We start from the raw sequence: 14,634 nt of genomic DNA, 5'->3' as shown, positions 1-14,634 counted from the left end.
CAAGTCCGGCGCTTCGCCGGCAACGATCTCAAATAGCGTCCGATTCCATGATATGCCGACACGGCAGACATTGATTCAAAGACGCAGGACGCAAATCCCGGCCATGGCGAGCGGCAAAGCGAAGACGGAGGATGCGGCAACGGGGCGGCGCGGCCGGCCGCGCTCTGCCGCGACGACCGCCGCGATCCTGCAAAGCGCCTATACGCTGATGGCGACCACCGGCCTCGCCGCCACCACCATCGACGCGATCGCCAGGCACTCGAACGTCTCGAAGATGACGATCTACAAGTGGTGGCCGTCGCGCGAGGCCCTGCTGATCGATGCCTTCCTCGACCAGGCCTCGCGGGCCGTGCCGCTGCCCGAGGCCGGCAATCCGGTGGCCCGCATCCGCCGCCATGTCTCGACCTATGTCGAGGCGCTGCAGGGCGAGTTCGGCCGGGTGCAGCTCGCGGTGATCTCGGAATGCATCTCGAAGACCGGCACCGCGGAGCTGTTCTACGAGCGTTATCTCGGCCTGCGCCGCAGCAAGATGCTTGAGATCATCACCGCCGGTCAGAAGGACGGCAGCATCGGTGCGCCGGGCGTGGCCGGCGACATCTATGACGCGATCTATGGCAGCCTGTTCTACCGCTATGTCTTCGGCATCAAGCCATTGACGCCGGCCTACGCGCGCAATCTTGTCAATCTGGTGCTGCGGCCACGCGCGGAGGCTTGAGCGATCAGAGCATGATCCGGAAAAGTGTGCCGCGGTTTTCCGATAAGACCATGCTCAAACGTCAAGAATGCTGCCGCTGACGGCGGAACCAGGCCCAGGTCTCGCTCGTCACGGCGCGGTAGTTGCGGCCACGATACACGATGTGGCCATCGACGATCGCATTCAGCTTCGGCAGCGCATGGAACGGCACCGTCGGATAGGCATGGTGCTCGACATGGTAGGGCATGTTCCAGGCGAACCATTTCATGATCCGGCCGGTCATCGTGGTGCGCGTGTTCTCGAATGCGCTCCGCGTCCGCTCGCAGCCGGTATGCTCGGCATAGAGATACGGACGCAGGATGAGCTGGCCGGCCAGCAGCGGCACGATCCACACAAACAGCAGGATTGCGCTGTGCAGCGCGAGCGACGCAACGAGCAACAGCAAATAGCCGGCGAGATAGAGCCTTGCTTCCAGCACGATCGCGGCGCGCTTATGCGCCGGAATCCACGGCACGATCACCCGTCCGGTGAGGGCATGCCGCAACATCAGCCGGATCCGGACCAGCACCTGCAACAATCCGGAATAGGCGATCGCGAGCTGGGTGTCCGACGCCGGCTTGGGACCGACGATCAGCTCCGGGTCCTTTTCCGGATCCTGGGTGTAGCGATGATGGTCCCAGTGAAACAGGCAGTAATATTGGTAGGGCAGTCCGATCATGAAGGCGGACAGATTGCCGACAACGAGATTGAGCGCCGGACGGCGGAACGCGGTCTTGTGCGCGGTCTCATGCACCACCATGAACAGGAACGCGACGAAGTAGCCCTGCACGGCAATCAGCGGCAGCGCCCACGGCAGTCCGTAGCGCGACGACACCAAGGAGATCAGCGCGCCGACGATCACAATCATTCCGTAGTGGCTTGCCGCGCGCACCGCGCCGGCAAGGTTCGACTTGGCCGACAGATCGCGGAGGATCGGCGGGCTGAGCGGCTTCAGGCGAGGTCCGGCGTCACTGGTCTCGGCGGTGCTCATGGTCGTCTCACAGGTCAGCGTTGCAAGAGCGCCGAGATTTCGGGGTTGATGAAGGCGCGGTCTTCAGCGTTGTTGATGGGATTGCCGGCGCGGTGCCCATGGATCGAGGGGATCGCATGCAGCGCCGCGGAGCGGGCATTGACCAGTCGGCCGAGTTCGTCCTCGTTGTCGCGCGGATCGAAATAGCGGTCGGTGCGACCGGGCATCAGCAGGATGTGCGCCTTGATCGCGGCCAGCGCCCGGTCGAAATCGCCGGCGAATTCATCGCAACGGCTGATGTCGCCGGCCTGCCAGATCGCGATCTGCGCCAGCAGATCATTGGCATCGCGCCGCGCGAAGGTACCGTCCCACGATCCCGCGAGATAGTCTTCCAATGAGCTGAAGCCGGCCCCGCGCCAGACTTCCTCGCGATAGAACTCATGCGACATCGCCCAGCCGGCATAGACGCGCCCCATCGCGCGAAGGCCAGCCGCAGGCTTGGCGACGAAGCGGCCGTCCTGATAGGCCGGGTCGGCGGTCAGCGCGGCCTTCACGCCTTCGAGGAAGACATGATTGTACGGCGAGCACCTTGCGCTGCCGCAGACCACCGCCGCGCGCGCCACCATCTCGGGATAACGCGCGGCCCAGTGATAGGCCTGCATGCCGCCCATCGACCAGCCGTAGACCAGCGCGAGCCTGGTCACGCCAAACCGTTCGACCAGCAGCCGCCGCTGGATCGCGATTGCATCATGATAGCTGAAGGCGGGGAACGGCGCGCCGCCGAGCACCTCGCTCGAATTGGACGGCGAGGAGGACAGGCCGTTACCGAACAGATTCGCGATGACGATGAAGTAGCGCTCCGGATCGAGCGCCCCGCCCGGCTGCACCAGCCATTCGACGTCATAATGCTGAGCGGCGAACGACGTCGGATAGAGGATGACGTTGTCCCTCGCCGCATTCAGCGTGCCGTAGGTCTGGTAGGCGAGCGCAAGCCGCGGAAACACCGCGCCACACTGCAAGGTCACTGGACCTGCCTCAAACACCTCGTAGTCACTTGGCGTGGTCATCGGCATTCGACCTCAAGCCCCGGGCACGACGTTGCGCCCTCAATAACTGTACGAATAGTACACTAATTGGAGGCCGACGCAAGAGTGGCGAAGGTGGAATGACACCGGGCCGATCAATTCAAAACCGGTATGGATCAATACCTGTTTCGGCTTGGACCCATTGCCGTCATCTCTCTAGGACAGACCCCGAGGAAATATTTCTAAGGAGGCGCGAATGAGCGCAATTGTGTCCGCCACGGATGCGCGGCGGTCCCGCGTCCGGCTCTTGATCGTGACGATGCTGTTTCTCGTCACCACCGTGAACTATGCTGATCGCGCCACGCTCTCGATCGCTGGGCCCGCCCTGTCCAAGGAACTGCATCTCGACCCCGTCGCGATGGGTTACGTGTTCTCGGCGTTCGGCTGGTCCTATGTCGTCGCGCAGGTGCCGTGCGGCTGGCTGCTCGACCGCTACGGCTCCAAATGGGTCTATGCGATCAGTATCATCGTCTGGTCGATCTTCACCGCGATGCAGGGCCTGGTCGGGTTCCTTTCCGCCGGCACGGCCGTGGTCCTCCTGTTCGGCCTGCGCTTCCTGGTCGGCATCGCCGAGGCGCCGTCATTCCCGGCCAACGCCCGCATCGTCGCCTCCTGGTTCCCGGGCAATGAGCGCGGCACCGCATCGGCCTTCTTCAATTCCGGGCAGTATTTCGCCACCGTGATCTTCGCGCCGCTGATGGGCTGGATCGCCCATGAGCACGGCTGGCGCCACGTGTTCTACGTGATGGGCGGGCTCGGCATCGTCATGGGCATTGCCTGGATCAAGACGATCTACGAGCCGAAGGACCATCCTGGGATCAACGAGGCCGAGTTCGACTACATCAAGCAGGGCGGCGCGCTGGTCGACATGGACGCGGCGAAGGACGGCAAGGCGCATGACTCTGGCCCGCGCTGGGACCACATCCGCCAGCTGCTCGCCAACCGCATGATGCTCGGCGTCTATATCGGCCAGTACTGCATCAACACCCTGACCTATTTCTTCCTGACCTGGTTCCCGGTCTATCTGGTGAAGGAGCGCGGGCTTTCGATCCTGCAGGCCGGCTTCGTCGCGACCTTGCCGGCGCTGTGCGGCTTCATCGGCGGCGTGCTCGGCGGCGTGATCTCCGACTATATCCTGCGCCGCACCGGCTCTCTGACCCTGGCGCGCAAGATCCCGATCGTCGGCGGCATGCTGCTGTCGATGTCGATCATCGCCTGCAACTATGTCGATGGCCAGGCGCTGGTGGTCGGCTTCATGGCGCTCGCCTTCTTCGGCAAGGGCATCGGCGCGCTCGGCTGGGCTGTGGTCTCGGACACTTCGCCGAAGGAAGCCGGCGGTGTCTCCGGCGGGTTGTTCAACACCTTCGGCAATCTGTCCTCGATCACCACGCCGATCATCATCGGCTATGTCCTGGCCGCCACCGGCTCGTTCAACGGCGCGCTGGTGTTCGTCGGCGTCAACGCGCTGGTCGCGGCGATCGCCTATCTGTTCATCGTCGGCGAGATCAAGCGGGTGCAGCTGAAGGCGGCCTGATGCCTACGGCCCGTCATTGCGAGGAGCTCGCGACAAAATTGCAAAGCAATTTTGCGCTGAAGCGACGAAGCAATCCATGCTTCCGGATGTGCCGTGCGATGGATTGCTTCGCTTCGCTCGCAATGACGGGGATGGAGTTGGGCACAAAACTCCAGGAACGGCGGCTTCGGCCGCCGTCTTTGTCTGCTTGTTTGTCTTCTTGGCCAGTGGGAGGCATCGATGCTAGAACGTACGAATTCTCAAGCGATCCATTCCAGGCTTGCATCGATGTTCGACCTGAACCAGCTCCGCTGTTTCGTCACGGTGGCCGAGGAACTACACTTCGGCCGCGCCGCGGCGCGGCTCAACATGACGCAGCCGCCGCTGAGCCGGCAGATCCAGGTGCTCGAGCACATCATCGACGCGCCGCTGCTGGAGCGAACCAGCCGTTCGGTGCGGCTGACGCCGGCGGGCCGTAGCTTCCTGCCCGAGGCGCGGCGCATCCTCAAACTGGCCGAATCCGCCTCGCAGGTCGCCCGCCGCATCGCGCTCGGCAAGACCGGCTCGCTCAAGATCGGCTTCACGGCGGCGGCCGCCTATGGCTTCCTGCCCGACCTGATCGCAGCCGCCCGCTCCCGCCTGCCCGAGGTGGATTTTTCGCTGAAGGAGATGGTCTCCGGCGATCAGTTCGAGGCACTGACCACCGGCCAGATCGATGCCGGCCTGCTGCGCCCGCCGATCGCGCGGCCGGAATTCGCCAGCCGCCGCGTCGTCGCCGAGCCGCTGCTTGCGGCGATCCCGAAGAAGCATCCACTGGCCGCGGCCGATGCCGTCAGCATCAAGGATTTCGACGACCAGCCCTTCGTGATGTATTCGCCCTATGAGGCGCGCTACTTCCACGATCTGCTGGTGTCGATGTTCACGCGCGCCGACATACTGCCGCGCTATGTCCAGCATCTCAGCCAGATCCATTCGATCCTCGCCATGGTGCGCGCCGGGCTCGGCATAGCCATCGTGCCGGAGGCCGCCGCCAGCCTGAAGATCGCGGACGTCAAGCTGAAGCCGCTGAAGCTGCGCACGCCGGTGCCGGTCGAGTTGTTCATGGTGTGGCGGCGCGATCACGAGAACCAGTTGCTGCCGTCATTGATCGAGATCGCGACCGAAATCGCAGCGCCGCAGCTGCGCGGCGATTGATGCAGAGTTAGCATCGCTCGATACCGCGTTTGGCTTGGACGCGCATCGAACCAGTCCCTAAGAATTCGGCCATGGACGCGCGCTGCTCGCGCATCCCTTTCCCAACAACATCATTCAAGGAGTGGCGCCATGAGCAAGATGACCCCTCAGGAGATGGCCCGGCATATCGGTGGCGGTCTCCTGTCTTTCCCGGTGACCCCGTTCAACGCGGACTATTCGTTCGACGAGGCGACCTACCGTGCCAACATGGATTGGCTGTGCGGCTATGACGTCGCCGGCCTGTTCGCCGCCGGCGGCACCGGCGAGTTCTTCTCGCTGACGCCCTCCGAAGTTCCCCATGTCGTGAAGATCGCGGTCGAGGAGACCAAGGGCCGCGTTCCCGTGCTGGCCGGCACCGGCTACGGCACCGCGATCGCGCGCGAGATCGCAGTTGGCGCCGAGAAGGCCGGCGCCGATGGCCTCTTGCTGCTGCCGCCCTATCTGACGCATGCCGAGCAGGACGGTCTCGCCGCCCATATCGAGGCCGTGTGTTCGTCGGTGAAGATCGGCGTCATCGTCTACAACCGCGACAATGCGATCCTGCAGCCGGATACGCTGGCGCGGCTCTGCGAGCGCTGCCCGAACCTCGTCGGCTACAAGGACGGCATCGGCGACATCGAGCTGATGACCCGCGTCTACACCAAGCTCGGCGACCGCCTGACCTATATCGGCGGCCTGCCGACCGCGGAAACCTTCGCGCTGCCCTATCTCGACATGGGTGTTACGACCTATTCATCGGCGGTGTTCAACTTCGTGCCGGAATTCGCCACCAATTTCTACGCCGCGGTGCGCCGGCGCGACCATCAGACCATCCATGCAGGCCTGAAGGATTTCATCCTGCCGCTGATCGCGATACGCAACCGCAAGAAGGGTTACGCCGTGTCGATCATCAAGGCCGGCATGAAGGTGATTGGCCGCGATTCCGGCCCGGTGCGGCCGCCGCTGACCGATCTCACCGAGCAGGAGATCGCCGAGCTCGCGGCGCTGGTGGCGAAGCTGCCGCAGGCCGCGGCGCAGCAGGCGGCGGAATAAGCCAAGCGGCAAACGACAAAGGGAGGACCAGATGATTCAAGATGCGATCCGCAGCGGCTTTGCCGGCGCCCCCGTCGTCACGGCGATGGAGGTGATTCCGGTCGCCGGCCGCGACGGCATGCTCCTCAATCTGAGCGGCGCACACGCGCCGTTCTTCACCCGCAACCTCGTGATCCTCACCGACAACTCCGGTCATACCGGCGTCGGCGAGGTGCCGGGCGGCGAAAAGATCAGGAAGACGCTCGAGGACGCCCGCGACCTCGTCGTCGGCCAGACCATCGGCGCTTGCAACAACATCCTGGCCTCGATGCGCCAGGCCTTCGCCGACCGCGACGCCGGCGGCCGCGGCAAGCAGACTTTTGACCTCCGCGTCACCATCCACGCGGTCACTGCGGTGGAATCCGCACTGCTCGATCTGCTCGGCCAGCATCTCAATCTGCCGGTCGCGGCGCTGCTTGGCGAAGGCCAGCAGCGCGCTGAGGTCGAAACGCTCGGCTATCTCTTCTTCGTCGGCGACCGCAGCAAGACCAGCCTGCCTTACGTCGAGGGCGAGACCGGCAAGGCGGACTGGTTCAATCTGCGCCATCAGGTGGCGATGACGCCGGAGGCGATCGTGCGCTTCGCCGAGGCAACGCAGGCGCATTACGGCTTTGCCGACTTCAAGCTCAAGGGCGGCGTGCTGGCCGGCGAAGCGGAGATCGAGGCCGTCACCGCGATTGCAAAGCGCTTCCCGAAGGCGCGCGTCACGCTCGACCCGAACGGCGCCTGGTCGCTCGACGAGGCGATCCGGCTGTGCAGCAACATGCATGGCGTGCTGGCCTATGCCGAGGATCCATGCGGCGCCGAGGCCGGCTTCTCCGGCCGCGAGATCATGGCCGAGTTCCGCCGCGCCACCGGGCTGCCGACCGCGACCAACATGATCGCGACCGACTGGCGCCAGCTCAGCCACGCGCTGCGGCTCGGGGCCGTCGACATTCCGCTGGCCGATCCGCATTTCTGGACCATGCAGGGCTCGGTGCGGGTGGCGCAGACCTGCCGCGACAACGGCCTGACCTGGGGCTCGCACTCCAACAACCATTTCGACATTTCGCTGGCGATGTTCACCCATGTCGGCGCCGCCGCGCCCGGCAAGGTGACCGCGATCGACACCCACTGGATCTGGCAGGACGGCCAAGCGTTGACCAGGGAGCCACTCCAGATCAAGGGCGGCAAGATCGCGATCCCCGACCGGCCGGGCCTCGGCATCGAGCTCGATCGCGGTGCCATCGAGGCGGCGAACGCGCTATACAAGCAGCATGGTCTCGGCGCCCGCGACGACGCGCTGGCCATGCAGTTCCTGATCCCCGGCTGGACCTTCGACGACAAGCGTCCCTGCCTCGTGCGCTAACAACAAAAGGTTGGAGAGAACAATGACCGCTCACCAGAAGAACTTCATCGCCGGCGAATGGGTCGACGGAACAGGCATCACGCGGGACATCAACCCCTCCAACACCAAGGACGTGGTCGGCGAATACGCCAAGGCCGACAAGGCGCAGACCGAACAGGCGATCGCCGCCGCGAAGGCCGCCTTCCCGGCCTGGGCGCGCTCGACGCCGCAGGAGCGCTTCGACGCGCTGACCAAGATCTCGGTCGAAATCCTCGCCCGCAAGGAAGAGCTCGGCCGCCTGCTGGCGCGCGAGGAAGGCAAGACGCTGCCCGAGGGCATCGGCGAGGTGGCGCGCGCCGGGCAGATCTTCGCGTTCTTCGCCGGCGAGGCGCTGCGGCTGATGGGCGAGAAGGGCGCGTCGGTGCGCCCCGGCCTCGATGTCGAGATCACCCGCGAGCCGGTCGGCGTCATCGGTATGATCACGCCGTGGAATTTCCCGATCGCGATTCCGGCCTGGAAGATCGCGCCCGCGCTCTGCTACGGCAACACCGTCGTGTTCAAGCCGGCCGAGCTGGTGCCGGGCTCGGCACATGCGCTGTCCGAGATCATCGCGCGCTCGGGGATTCCGGCGGGGGTCTTCAACCTCGTGGTCGGCTCGGGCTCGGTGGTCGGCCAGACGCTGCTGGATCATCCCGACATTGCCGCGATCTCCTTCACCGGCTCGGTGCAGACCGGCCGCAAGATCGCGCAGGCCTGCGTGCTCTCCAATCCGATGAAGAAGTTCCAGCTCGAGATGGGCGGCAAGAACCCGCTGGTGGTGCTCGACGACGCCGACGTCAAGGTCGCGGTCGAGGTCGCCGTCAACGGCGCCTATTTCTCGACCGGCCAGCGCTGCACGGCGTCGTCGCGCCTGATCGTCACCGCGGGCATTCACGACCGCTTCGTCGATGCGATGACCGAGCGCATGAAGGGGCTGTCGGTGGATGACGCGCTGAAGAGCGGCGTGCATGTCGGCCCGGTCGTCGACCAGAGCCAGCTCGATCAGGACCTTCGCTACATCAAGATCGGCCAGGATGAAGGCGCCCGGCTGCATTGGGGCGGCGAGTTGTTGAACCGCGAGACGCCCGGCTTCTATCTGCAGCCGGCGCTGTTCACCGGGGCGACCAACCAGATGCGGATCGCTCGCGAGGAGATTTTCGGCCCCGTCGCCTGCGTGATCCGCGCCAAGGATTACGAGGAGGCGCTCGCGATCTCGAACGACACCGAGTTCGGCCTCGCCTCGGGCATCTGCACCACGAGCCTCAAATACGCCTCGCACTACAAGCGCAACAGCGAGGCCGGCATGGTGATGGTCAACCTGCCGACCGCGGGCGTCGACTACCACGTGCCGTTCGGCGGCCGCAAAGGCTCGAGCTACGGCGCGCGCGAACAGGGCGCCTATGCCCGCGAGTTCTACACCACGGTGAAGACGGCCTACACCTTCCCGGGTTGAGGCTCGTAGGGTGGGTTAGCGCCAGCGTAACCCATCGGCACCGCACACGAAACACGGCGGGTTACGCCTTCGGCTAACCCGCCCCACAATTTCCGGAGCCCTCATGGACCAGTCGACCGGCGCTAAGGAGCAGCCCCGCTACATCAAGCTCAACGCGCGCGACAATGTCGCGATCGTGGTGAACGATTTCGGCCTGCCCGCCGGCTCGCGCTTTGCCTCGGGCCTGACGCTGCGCGCCTTCGTGCCGCAGGGCCACAAGACGGCGCTCGAAGACATTGCCGAAGGCGCGCCGATCGTCCGCTATGGCGAGGTGATCGGTCACGCGTTGTCGCCGATCCTGGCCGGCGAATGGGTCGACGAGGCCCGCATCCGCATGCCCGACGCGCCGCCGCTCGATCAGCTCGAGATCGCAACCGCGGTGCCGCCGGCGCTGCCGCCGCTCGAAGGTTTTACGTTCGAGGGGTTTCGCAATCCCGACGGTTCAGTTGGAACAAAGAACATCCTCGGCATCTCCTCGTCAGTGCAATGCGTCAAGGGCACGATGGAATATGCGGTGAAGCGCATCCGCGCCGAGCTCTTGCCGAAATACCCGAACGTCGACGACGTCGTGCCGCTGACCCATGCCTATGGCTGCGGCGTCGCGATCACGGCGCCCGATGCCGTGGTGCCGATCCGCACCCTGCAGAACCTCGCGCTCAATCCGAATTTTGGCGGCGAGATCCTCGTGGTCGGGCTCGGCTGCGAGAAGCTCGCGCCGGAACGGCTGGTGCCGGAGGGCGTCAATGACGCGATCGTGCGGATGCAGGACGAGGCCTTTGACGGCTTCGGCGCCATCGTCGATGCGATCATGAGCCAGGCCGAGGCGCGCCTGAAGGTGCTCAACGCCCGCACGCGCGAGACCTGCCCGGCCGCCGATCTCGTGATCGGCCTGCAATGCGGCGGCAGCGATGCATTCTCCGGCGTCACCGCCAACCCCGCGGTCGGCTTCGCCGCCGACCTGCTGGTTCGCGCCGGCGCGACCGTGATGTTCTCGGAAGTGACCGAGGTGCGCGACGCGATCCAGCTGCTCACCCGCCGCGCGGTCAACGAGGATGTCGGCCGCGCGCTGATCCGCGAGATGGCCTGGTACGACGCCTATCTGGCCCGCGGCGGCGCCGACCGCAGCGCCAACACGACGCCGGGCAACAAGAAGGGCGGGCTCGCCAACATCGTGGAGAAGTCCCTCGGCTCGATCGTCAAGTCGGGCTCCGGTCCGATCGCCGGCGTGCTGTCGCCCGGCGAGAAGGCACGGCAGAAAGGCATGCTGTTCGCGGCGACGCCCGCGAGCGACTTCATCTGCGGCACCTTGCAGCTTGCCGCCGGCATGACGCTGCAGGTATTCACCACCGGCCGCGGCACGCCCTATGGCCTTGCCGCCGCGCCTGTCATCAAGGTCGCGACCCGCAGCGAGTTGGCGCGGCGCTGGAAGGACCTGATCGATTTCGACGCCGGCTGCATCGCGACCGGCGAGAAGACGATCGAGGAAACCGGCTGGGACCTGTTCCACCTGATCCTCGACGTCGCGAGCGGCCGAACGAAACCGTGGTCGGACAAGTGGGGCATCCACAACGATCTGACGTTGTTCAACCCGGCACCGGTGACCTAGGACCACCGCCGCCGGCTCACCTGATTAGCTACACTTGGAAATGTTGGCTACACTTGGAAAATCCGCCGCGACGAAACTTGCGGCGGATTTTCCTCTACGTCCAACATCGCTTCGATCAGGCGTCAATCGTCATCATCGTGGTGAATCACGGTCTTGCTGCGATTGCCGAACTCGTCCTGCTTCTTGATGACCGTGGTCCGGTCGCGGCGCGGCTCACGCTCCCTGATCACCGTGGTGCGGTCACGGTCGCGGTCGCGATATTCGGGCGCCCGGCCCACGGTCACGCCGGCGCCGACGGGACCGACGCGAACACCGACATCATCGGCGAACGCAGGTGAAGCGATCGCGGTCACCATGGCCGCGGCGAACAGATACTTCCTCATCACGCCTCTCCTCCTCCAGTTGCGACGTGGGGGACGAACGCCGGATGCGACAACCTGTTCCTATGTTGCCCGCATATGCGGAACATCGCCTGGGGAACTCCGCTGAACAGACATTCACCTGTGTGGCGAAATGCTCATGTTCCACGCGTTGAATAGCCTGATTTGATGTCCCACGTCCTCATCAACAGGAGGACGTTCCATGAAGCAATCACAGCACTTCCTCGACAATGCGGAGAACTGCGCGCAGCTTGCCGAGCGCGCCGACGACGAGCCGACCTTCAATCGCTTCAAGCGAATGGAAGCGGCCTGGCGCGCACTGGCAATCGAACAGGATTGGCTCGACGGCGAGACCTCGCCGTCGCAGACCGCAGCGTGAGCCCGGAGGCCCGTGGCGGCGGACGCAGCGCCGCCACGACCTCGGCCTATTCGGCACTGCGCTGCCGTTGCCAGCGCAGCAGATAGGCCTGCAGCCGCCAGATGATCGCCGACAGCACGACGCCGACCAGCATCAGCACGACCACCGCGACCATCATGCCCGAGGCTTCGCCGCGCGCCTCCGACTCGATGATGAGACGGCCGATGCCGCGCTCGGCGCCGATGAACTCACCGACGATCACGCCGATCAGCGCGAAGGAGATCGCCGGCGTCAGCGAGGCGAACACCCAGGCCATGGTCGAGGGGATCACCACGGTGCGGGTGATCTGCCACTCGCTGGCACCGAGCAGCCGCGCGGCGTTGGTGAAGCCCTCGTCGATCGAGCGTGCGCCCTCGAAGGTGTTGAAGAACACCAGGAACACCACGACGATCCAGGAGGTCACGATCTTCGACATGTCGCCGATCCCGAACGCCAGCACGATGATGGGCGCCAGCGCGATCCGGGGGATCGAATTCACCGCGGTGATGAAGGGCTGGAAGATCGCGCTGAGCCGGTCGGATCGCCCGAGGATCAGCCCGGCGGCGAAGCCGGAGACCACGCCGGTGACGAAGCCGAAGAAGGTGTTCTTCAACGTGATCGCCGTCGCCGCCCAGAGATTGTTCTCGTTGCGCGCCAGACATTTTCCGAACTCGCCGTTGAACCAGCCGTTGAAGGCACCGAGCTTCGAGGTCAGGCAGCTCTGGATCAGGAAATTGTCGAAGATCATCGACGGCTTTGAGATGAAATAAGGGTCGAGCAGATCGGGCACCAGCCACGGCAGCTTGGTGCGCAGGTCGTAACCCCATTGCCAGACCGACAACACGACGGCGCAGATCAGGATCTGCCAGCCGACCGTGCCGAGCGTGCCGTACCTCTTCATGTGCTGCGGCCCTTGACGAACTCCTCGCCGAGCGAGTGCCAGATGTGCTGGAACAGCTCGGCATAATGCGGGGTCTCGCGCACCTTCACCGCGTCGCGCGGGCGGTCGAAATCGACCGTGAACATGTCCTTGATGCGGCCCGGCCGCGCCGAGAACAGGATGATGCGGTCGGCCAGGGTCAGCGCCTCGCCGAGATCATGGGTCACGAACAGCACGGTCTGCTGCTCGCGCTCCCAGATCCGCAGCAGCACCTCGTGCATGTCGATCTTGGTGTGGGTGTCGAGCGCGCCGAACGGCTCGTCCATCAGCAAGATCTGCGGCTCGACGATCAGGGTCCGCATCAGCGCCGCGCGCTGCCGCATGCCACCCGACAACGCCGAGGGATAGGCGTGCTCGAATCCCTTGAGGCCGGCCTGCGCGACGCATTCGGCGATGCGCGCCTTCCGTTCCGACGCGGGCACGCCCGACAGCTCCAGCCCGTAGCCGATATTGTCGCCGACGGTCCGCCAGGGAAACAGCGTGTCGCGCTGGAAGACATAGCCGACATTGGGCGTCGCCTTGCCGGCGACGACGCGCCTGCCGTCGATCAGGATCTCGCCGCCTGTGGGGCGGATCAGCGAGGCGATCATGTTGAGCACGGTGCTCTTGCCGGAGCCCGACGGCCCGAGCAGCGCGACGAACTCGCCGCGGCGGACGTCGAAGGTAACGTCACGCACCGCCTCGATCGTGGTCTTGGCGAGCTGGAACGACTTGCTCAGGCCTTTGACCTCGACGCGGCGGTCGGCCGAGGCGCGCGGCGATACGATTGCGCTTGTCTCGAGCGCGCTCAACCCGGATAGGCCTTTCGCGCCGCGTCGATAAGGTTGGAATTGACCACATCGGCGATCTTGAGCGGCTTGATGCCGGTCATCTCGCGGAACCAGACCTTCTCGCCGCGCGCGAAGCTCGCCGCGTCGATCGTGCCCTCATAATCCGCGACCTTCTGGATCGCCGAGATCTCCAGCAGATTGGCGTCGCGCGAGGTGCTGCCGACATAGGGCTCGATGGCGTCGTAGACCTCGGTCGGCTTGTGCGCCTTGATCCATTGCGACGCGCGCCACAGCGCGGTGACATAGGCCTGCATCTTGGCGGGATCCTTGTCGATGGTGGCCTGCAGCGTGAAGTGCGCGGTCACCGGCACCTTGCCGCCGATATGCTTGTTCCAGATCGCTTCATCGGTGCCGTCGAACAGCAGTTCGCCCCAGCCCTGCTGCTGCGCCTCGTTCAACAGCGACAGCGAGCTGACGAGGATATCGACCTGCTTCGACTTCAGCGACCCCAGCATGGTGTCGACATTGCCGGTGCCGATCCAGGTCACCTTGTCGTCGAGCCCCATGGTTTCCATGTAGTAGGACGCCCAGACATGGTTGGTGCCGCCGAGCGAGGACACCGAGACGATCGGCTTGCGGCCGTCGGGCCGCTTCCATTGCGTGAAAGCCTCCAGCGAATTGATGCCCTGGTCCTTGAGGTCCTTGCGCAGGATGAACATCACCGAGTTCGACCGCGTGTCGACCGGCAACAGGACGCGCGCGGCGCGGCCGTGATTGGTCAACTGCATCGGATGGGTGACGTCGCCGATCCCGATGTCGCCCTGCGACGAGGCGATGATCTCGCGGGTCTTCACGCCGCTGCCGCCCTGCACCAGCTTGCAGTCGAGCCCGGCGTCCTTGAAGTAGCCGATACGGTCCGCGACGAACTGCGTCTGATAGACCGGCACCGCAACCGGATAGATAGCGCGGCCGGTGGTCGCCTGCGCCCATGCCCGCCCGGTCGCCAGCGCCGCGCCGCCCGCAGCGATCACCGTCAGCGCCGAACGCCTCGAAATATTGGGCATCGCGAGGCGCCCCA

The 14,634-nt window shown here is 65.1% G+C and carries 14 protein-coding genes; 8 read left to right on the top strand and 6 right to left on the bottom strand.

Translation table 11 applies throughout. The features are described from left to right. Nucleotides 1-103 precede the first annotated feature (103 nt). Nucleotides 104-715, top strand: a complete 612-nt coding sequence (locus tag BI327_RS36850; RefSeq protein ID WP_076866277.1) for a TetR/AcrR family transcriptional regulator — start codon at nt 104-106, stop codon at nt 713-715. Nucleotides 716-776: 61 nt separating this feature from the next. Here BI327_RS36850 and BI327_RS36845 read toward each other — a convergent pair whose 3' ends face one another. Together BI327_RS36845 and BI327_RS36840 are read right to left on the bottom strand one after the other, a co-directional pair. Then, on the bottom strand, nt 777-1,724 hold the full coding sequence (locus BI327_RS36845; protein ID WP_076866275.1) for a fatty acid desaturase: 948 nt from the start codon (nt 1,722-1,724) through the stop codon (nt 777-779). A 14-nt stretch (nt 1,725-1,738) separates the two neighbouring features. After that, on the bottom strand, nt 1,739-2,770 hold the full coding sequence (locus BI327_RS36840) for an alpha/beta fold hydrolase (RefSeq protein ID WP_076866393.1): 1,032 nt from the start codon (nt 2,768-2,770) through the stop codon (nt 1,739-1,741). A gap of 214 nt (nt 2,771-2,984) precedes the next feature. Between BI327_RS36840 and BI327_RS36835 the strand changes: the two genes are divergently transcribed. From BI327_RS36835 to garD, 6 genes are all read left to right on the top strand, one after another. Further along, nucleotides 2,985-4,322 (top strand): MFS transporter, encoded by a 1,338-nt coding sequence (locus BI327_RS36835; RefSeq protein ID WP_076866273.1) that lies wholly within the window; start codon nt 2,985-2,987, stop codon nt 4,320-4,322. Between the two features lie 267 nt (nt 4,323-4,589). Beyond that, nucleotides 4,590-5,495 carry a LysR substrate-binding domain-containing protein gene (locus BI327_RS36830; RefSeq protein ID WP_076866271.1) on the top strand — a complete coding sequence of 302 codons (906 nt, stop codon included), beginning with the start codon at nt 4,590-4,592 and terminating at the stop codon, nt 5,493-5,495. Nucleotides 5,496-5,624: 129 nt separating this feature from the next. Next, the gene (gene kdgD, locus BI327_RS36825) at nt 5,625-6,566 is read left to right on the top strand and encodes a 5-dehydro-4-deoxyglucarate dehydratase (RefSeq protein ID WP_076866269.1); all 942 of its coding nucleotides are present in this window, start codon (nt 5,625-5,627) and stop codon (nt 6,564-6,566) included. A 31-nt stretch (nt 6,567-6,597) separates the two neighbouring features. After that, nucleotides 6,598-7,953, top strand: a complete 1,356-nt coding sequence (gene gudD / locus BI327_RS36820; RefSeq protein WP_076866268.1) for a glucarate dehydratase — start codon at nt 6,598-6,600, stop codon at nt 7,951-7,953. Between the two features lie 22 nt (nt 7,954-7,975). Continuing rightward, nucleotides 7,976-9,424, top strand: a complete 1,449-nt coding sequence (locus BI327_RS36815) for an aldehyde dehydrogenase family protein (RefSeq protein WP_076866267.1) — start codon at nt 7,976-7,978, stop codon at nt 9,422-9,424. Nucleotides 9,425-9,527: 103 nt separating this feature from the next. Then, nucleotides 9,528-11,069 carry a galactarate dehydratase gene (gene garD / locus BI327_RS36810; RefSeq protein WP_076866265.1) on the top strand — a complete coding sequence of 514 codons (1,542 nt, stop codon included), beginning with the start codon at nt 9,528-9,530 and terminating at the stop codon, nt 11,067-11,069. A gap of 122 nt (nt 11,070-11,191) precedes the next feature. Here the strand turns inward: garD and BI327_RS36805 are convergent, their stop codons facing one another. Next, nucleotides 11,192-11,452, bottom strand: coding sequence for a hypothetical protein (locus tag BI327_RS36805; RefSeq protein ID WP_076866264.1), 261 nt, complete (start codon nt 11,450-11,452; stop codon nt 11,192-11,194). 199 nt (nt 11,453-11,651) lie between these two features. Here BI327_RS36805 and BI327_RS42840 point away from each other — a divergent pair, with 199 nt between their 5' ends. Beyond that, entirely contained in the window at nt 11,652-11,828 is a 177-nt protein-coding gene (locus tag BI327_RS42840; protein ID WP_167386927.1) for a hypothetical protein, read from the top strand. A gap of 46 nt (nt 11,829-11,874) precedes the next feature. On the opposite strand, the gene BI327_RS36800 is transcribed toward BI327_RS42840, so the two are convergent. From BI327_RS36800 to BI327_RS36790, 3 genes are read right to left on the bottom strand one after another with little or no spacing between them, the layout of a single operon-like run. After that, a complete protein-coding gene (locus BI327_RS36800; protein ID WP_076866262.1) occupies nt 11,875-12,747 on the bottom strand; it encodes an ABC transporter permease in 873 nt (290 codons plus the stop codon). Continuing rightward, on the bottom strand, nt 12,744-13,577 hold the full coding sequence (locus tag BI327_RS36795) for an ABC transporter ATP-binding protein (RefSeq protein ID WP_076866260.1): 834 nt from the start codon (nt 13,575-13,577) through the stop codon (nt 12,744-12,746). The genes BI327_RS36800 and BI327_RS36795 overlap by 4 nt, the downstream gene beginning before the upstream one ends. Continuing rightward, nucleotides 13,574-14,620: an ABC transporter substrate-binding protein gene (locus tag BI327_RS36790; protein ID WP_245335042.1), complete on the bottom strand. Its 1,047-nt coding sequence runs from the start codon at nt 14,618-14,620 to the stop codon at nt 13,574-13,576. Before BI327_RS36790 ends, BI327_RS36795 begins: the two co-directional genes overlap by 4 nt. Between the last annotated feature and the right edge of the window lie 14 nt (nt 14,621-14,634).

The organism is Bradyrhizobium mercantei (genome assembly GCF_001982635.1).
GTDB lineage: Bacteria > Pseudomonadota > Alphaproteobacteria > Rhizobiales > Xanthobacteraceae > Bradyrhizobium > Bradyrhizobium mercantei.
This window is presented reverse-complemented; position numbering and strand designations above follow the sequence as displayed.

What these genes read in the sequence shown, in the direction of transcription:
- BI327_RS36850 (WP_076866277.1), top strand. Translation starts at nt 104, where the DNA reads ATGGCGAGCGGCAAAGCGAAGACGGAGGATGCGGCAACGGGGCGGCGC.
- BI327_RS36845 (WP_076866275.1), bottom strand. Translation starts at nt 1,724, where the DNA reads ATGAGCACCGCCGAGACCAGTGACGCCGGACCTCGCCTGAAGCCGCTC.
- BI327_RS36840 (WP_076866393.1), bottom strand. Translation starts at nt 2,770, where the DNA reads ATGACCACGCCAAGTGACTACGAGGTGTTTGAGGCAGGTCCAGTGACC.
- BI327_RS36835 (WP_076866273.1), top strand. Translation starts at nt 2,985, where the DNA reads ATGAGCGCAATTGTGTCCGCCACGGATGCGCGGCGGTCCCGCGTCCGG.
- BI327_RS36830 (WP_076866271.1), top strand. Translation starts at nt 4,590, where the DNA reads ATGTTCGACCTGAACCAGCTCCGCTGTTTCGTCACGGTGGCCGAGGAA.
- kdgD (WP_076866269.1), top strand. Translation starts at nt 5,625, where the DNA reads ATGAGCAAGATGACCCCTCAGGAGATGGCCCGGCATATCGGTGGCGGT.
- gudD (WP_076866268.1), top strand. Translation starts at nt 6,598, where the DNA reads ATGATTCAAGATGCGATCCGCAGCGGCTTTGCCGGCGCCCCCGTCGTC.
- BI327_RS36815 (WP_076866267.1), top strand. Translation starts at nt 7,976, where the DNA reads ATGACCGCTCACCAGAAGAACTTCATCGCCGGCGAATGGGTCGACGGA.
- garD (WP_076866265.1), top strand. Translation starts at nt 9,528, where the DNA reads ATGGACCAGTCGACCGGCGCTAAGGAGCAGCCCCGCTACATCAAGCTC.
- BI327_RS36805 (WP_076866264.1), bottom strand. Translation starts at nt 11,452, where the DNA reads ATGAGGAAGTATCTGTTCGCCGCGGCCATGGTGACCGCGATCGCTTCA.
- BI327_RS42840 (WP_167386927.1), top strand. Translation starts at nt 11,652, where the DNA reads ATGAAGCAATCACAGCACTTCCTCGACAATGCGGAGAACTGCGCGCAG.
- BI327_RS36800 (WP_076866262.1), bottom strand. Translation starts at nt 12,747, where the DNA reads ATGAAGAGGTACGGCACGCTCGGCACGGTCGGCTGGCAGATCCTGATC.
- BI327_RS36790 (WP_245335042.1), bottom strand. Translation starts at nt 14,620, where the DNA reads ATGCCCAATATTTCGAGGCGTTCGGCGCTGACGGTGATCGCTGCGGGC.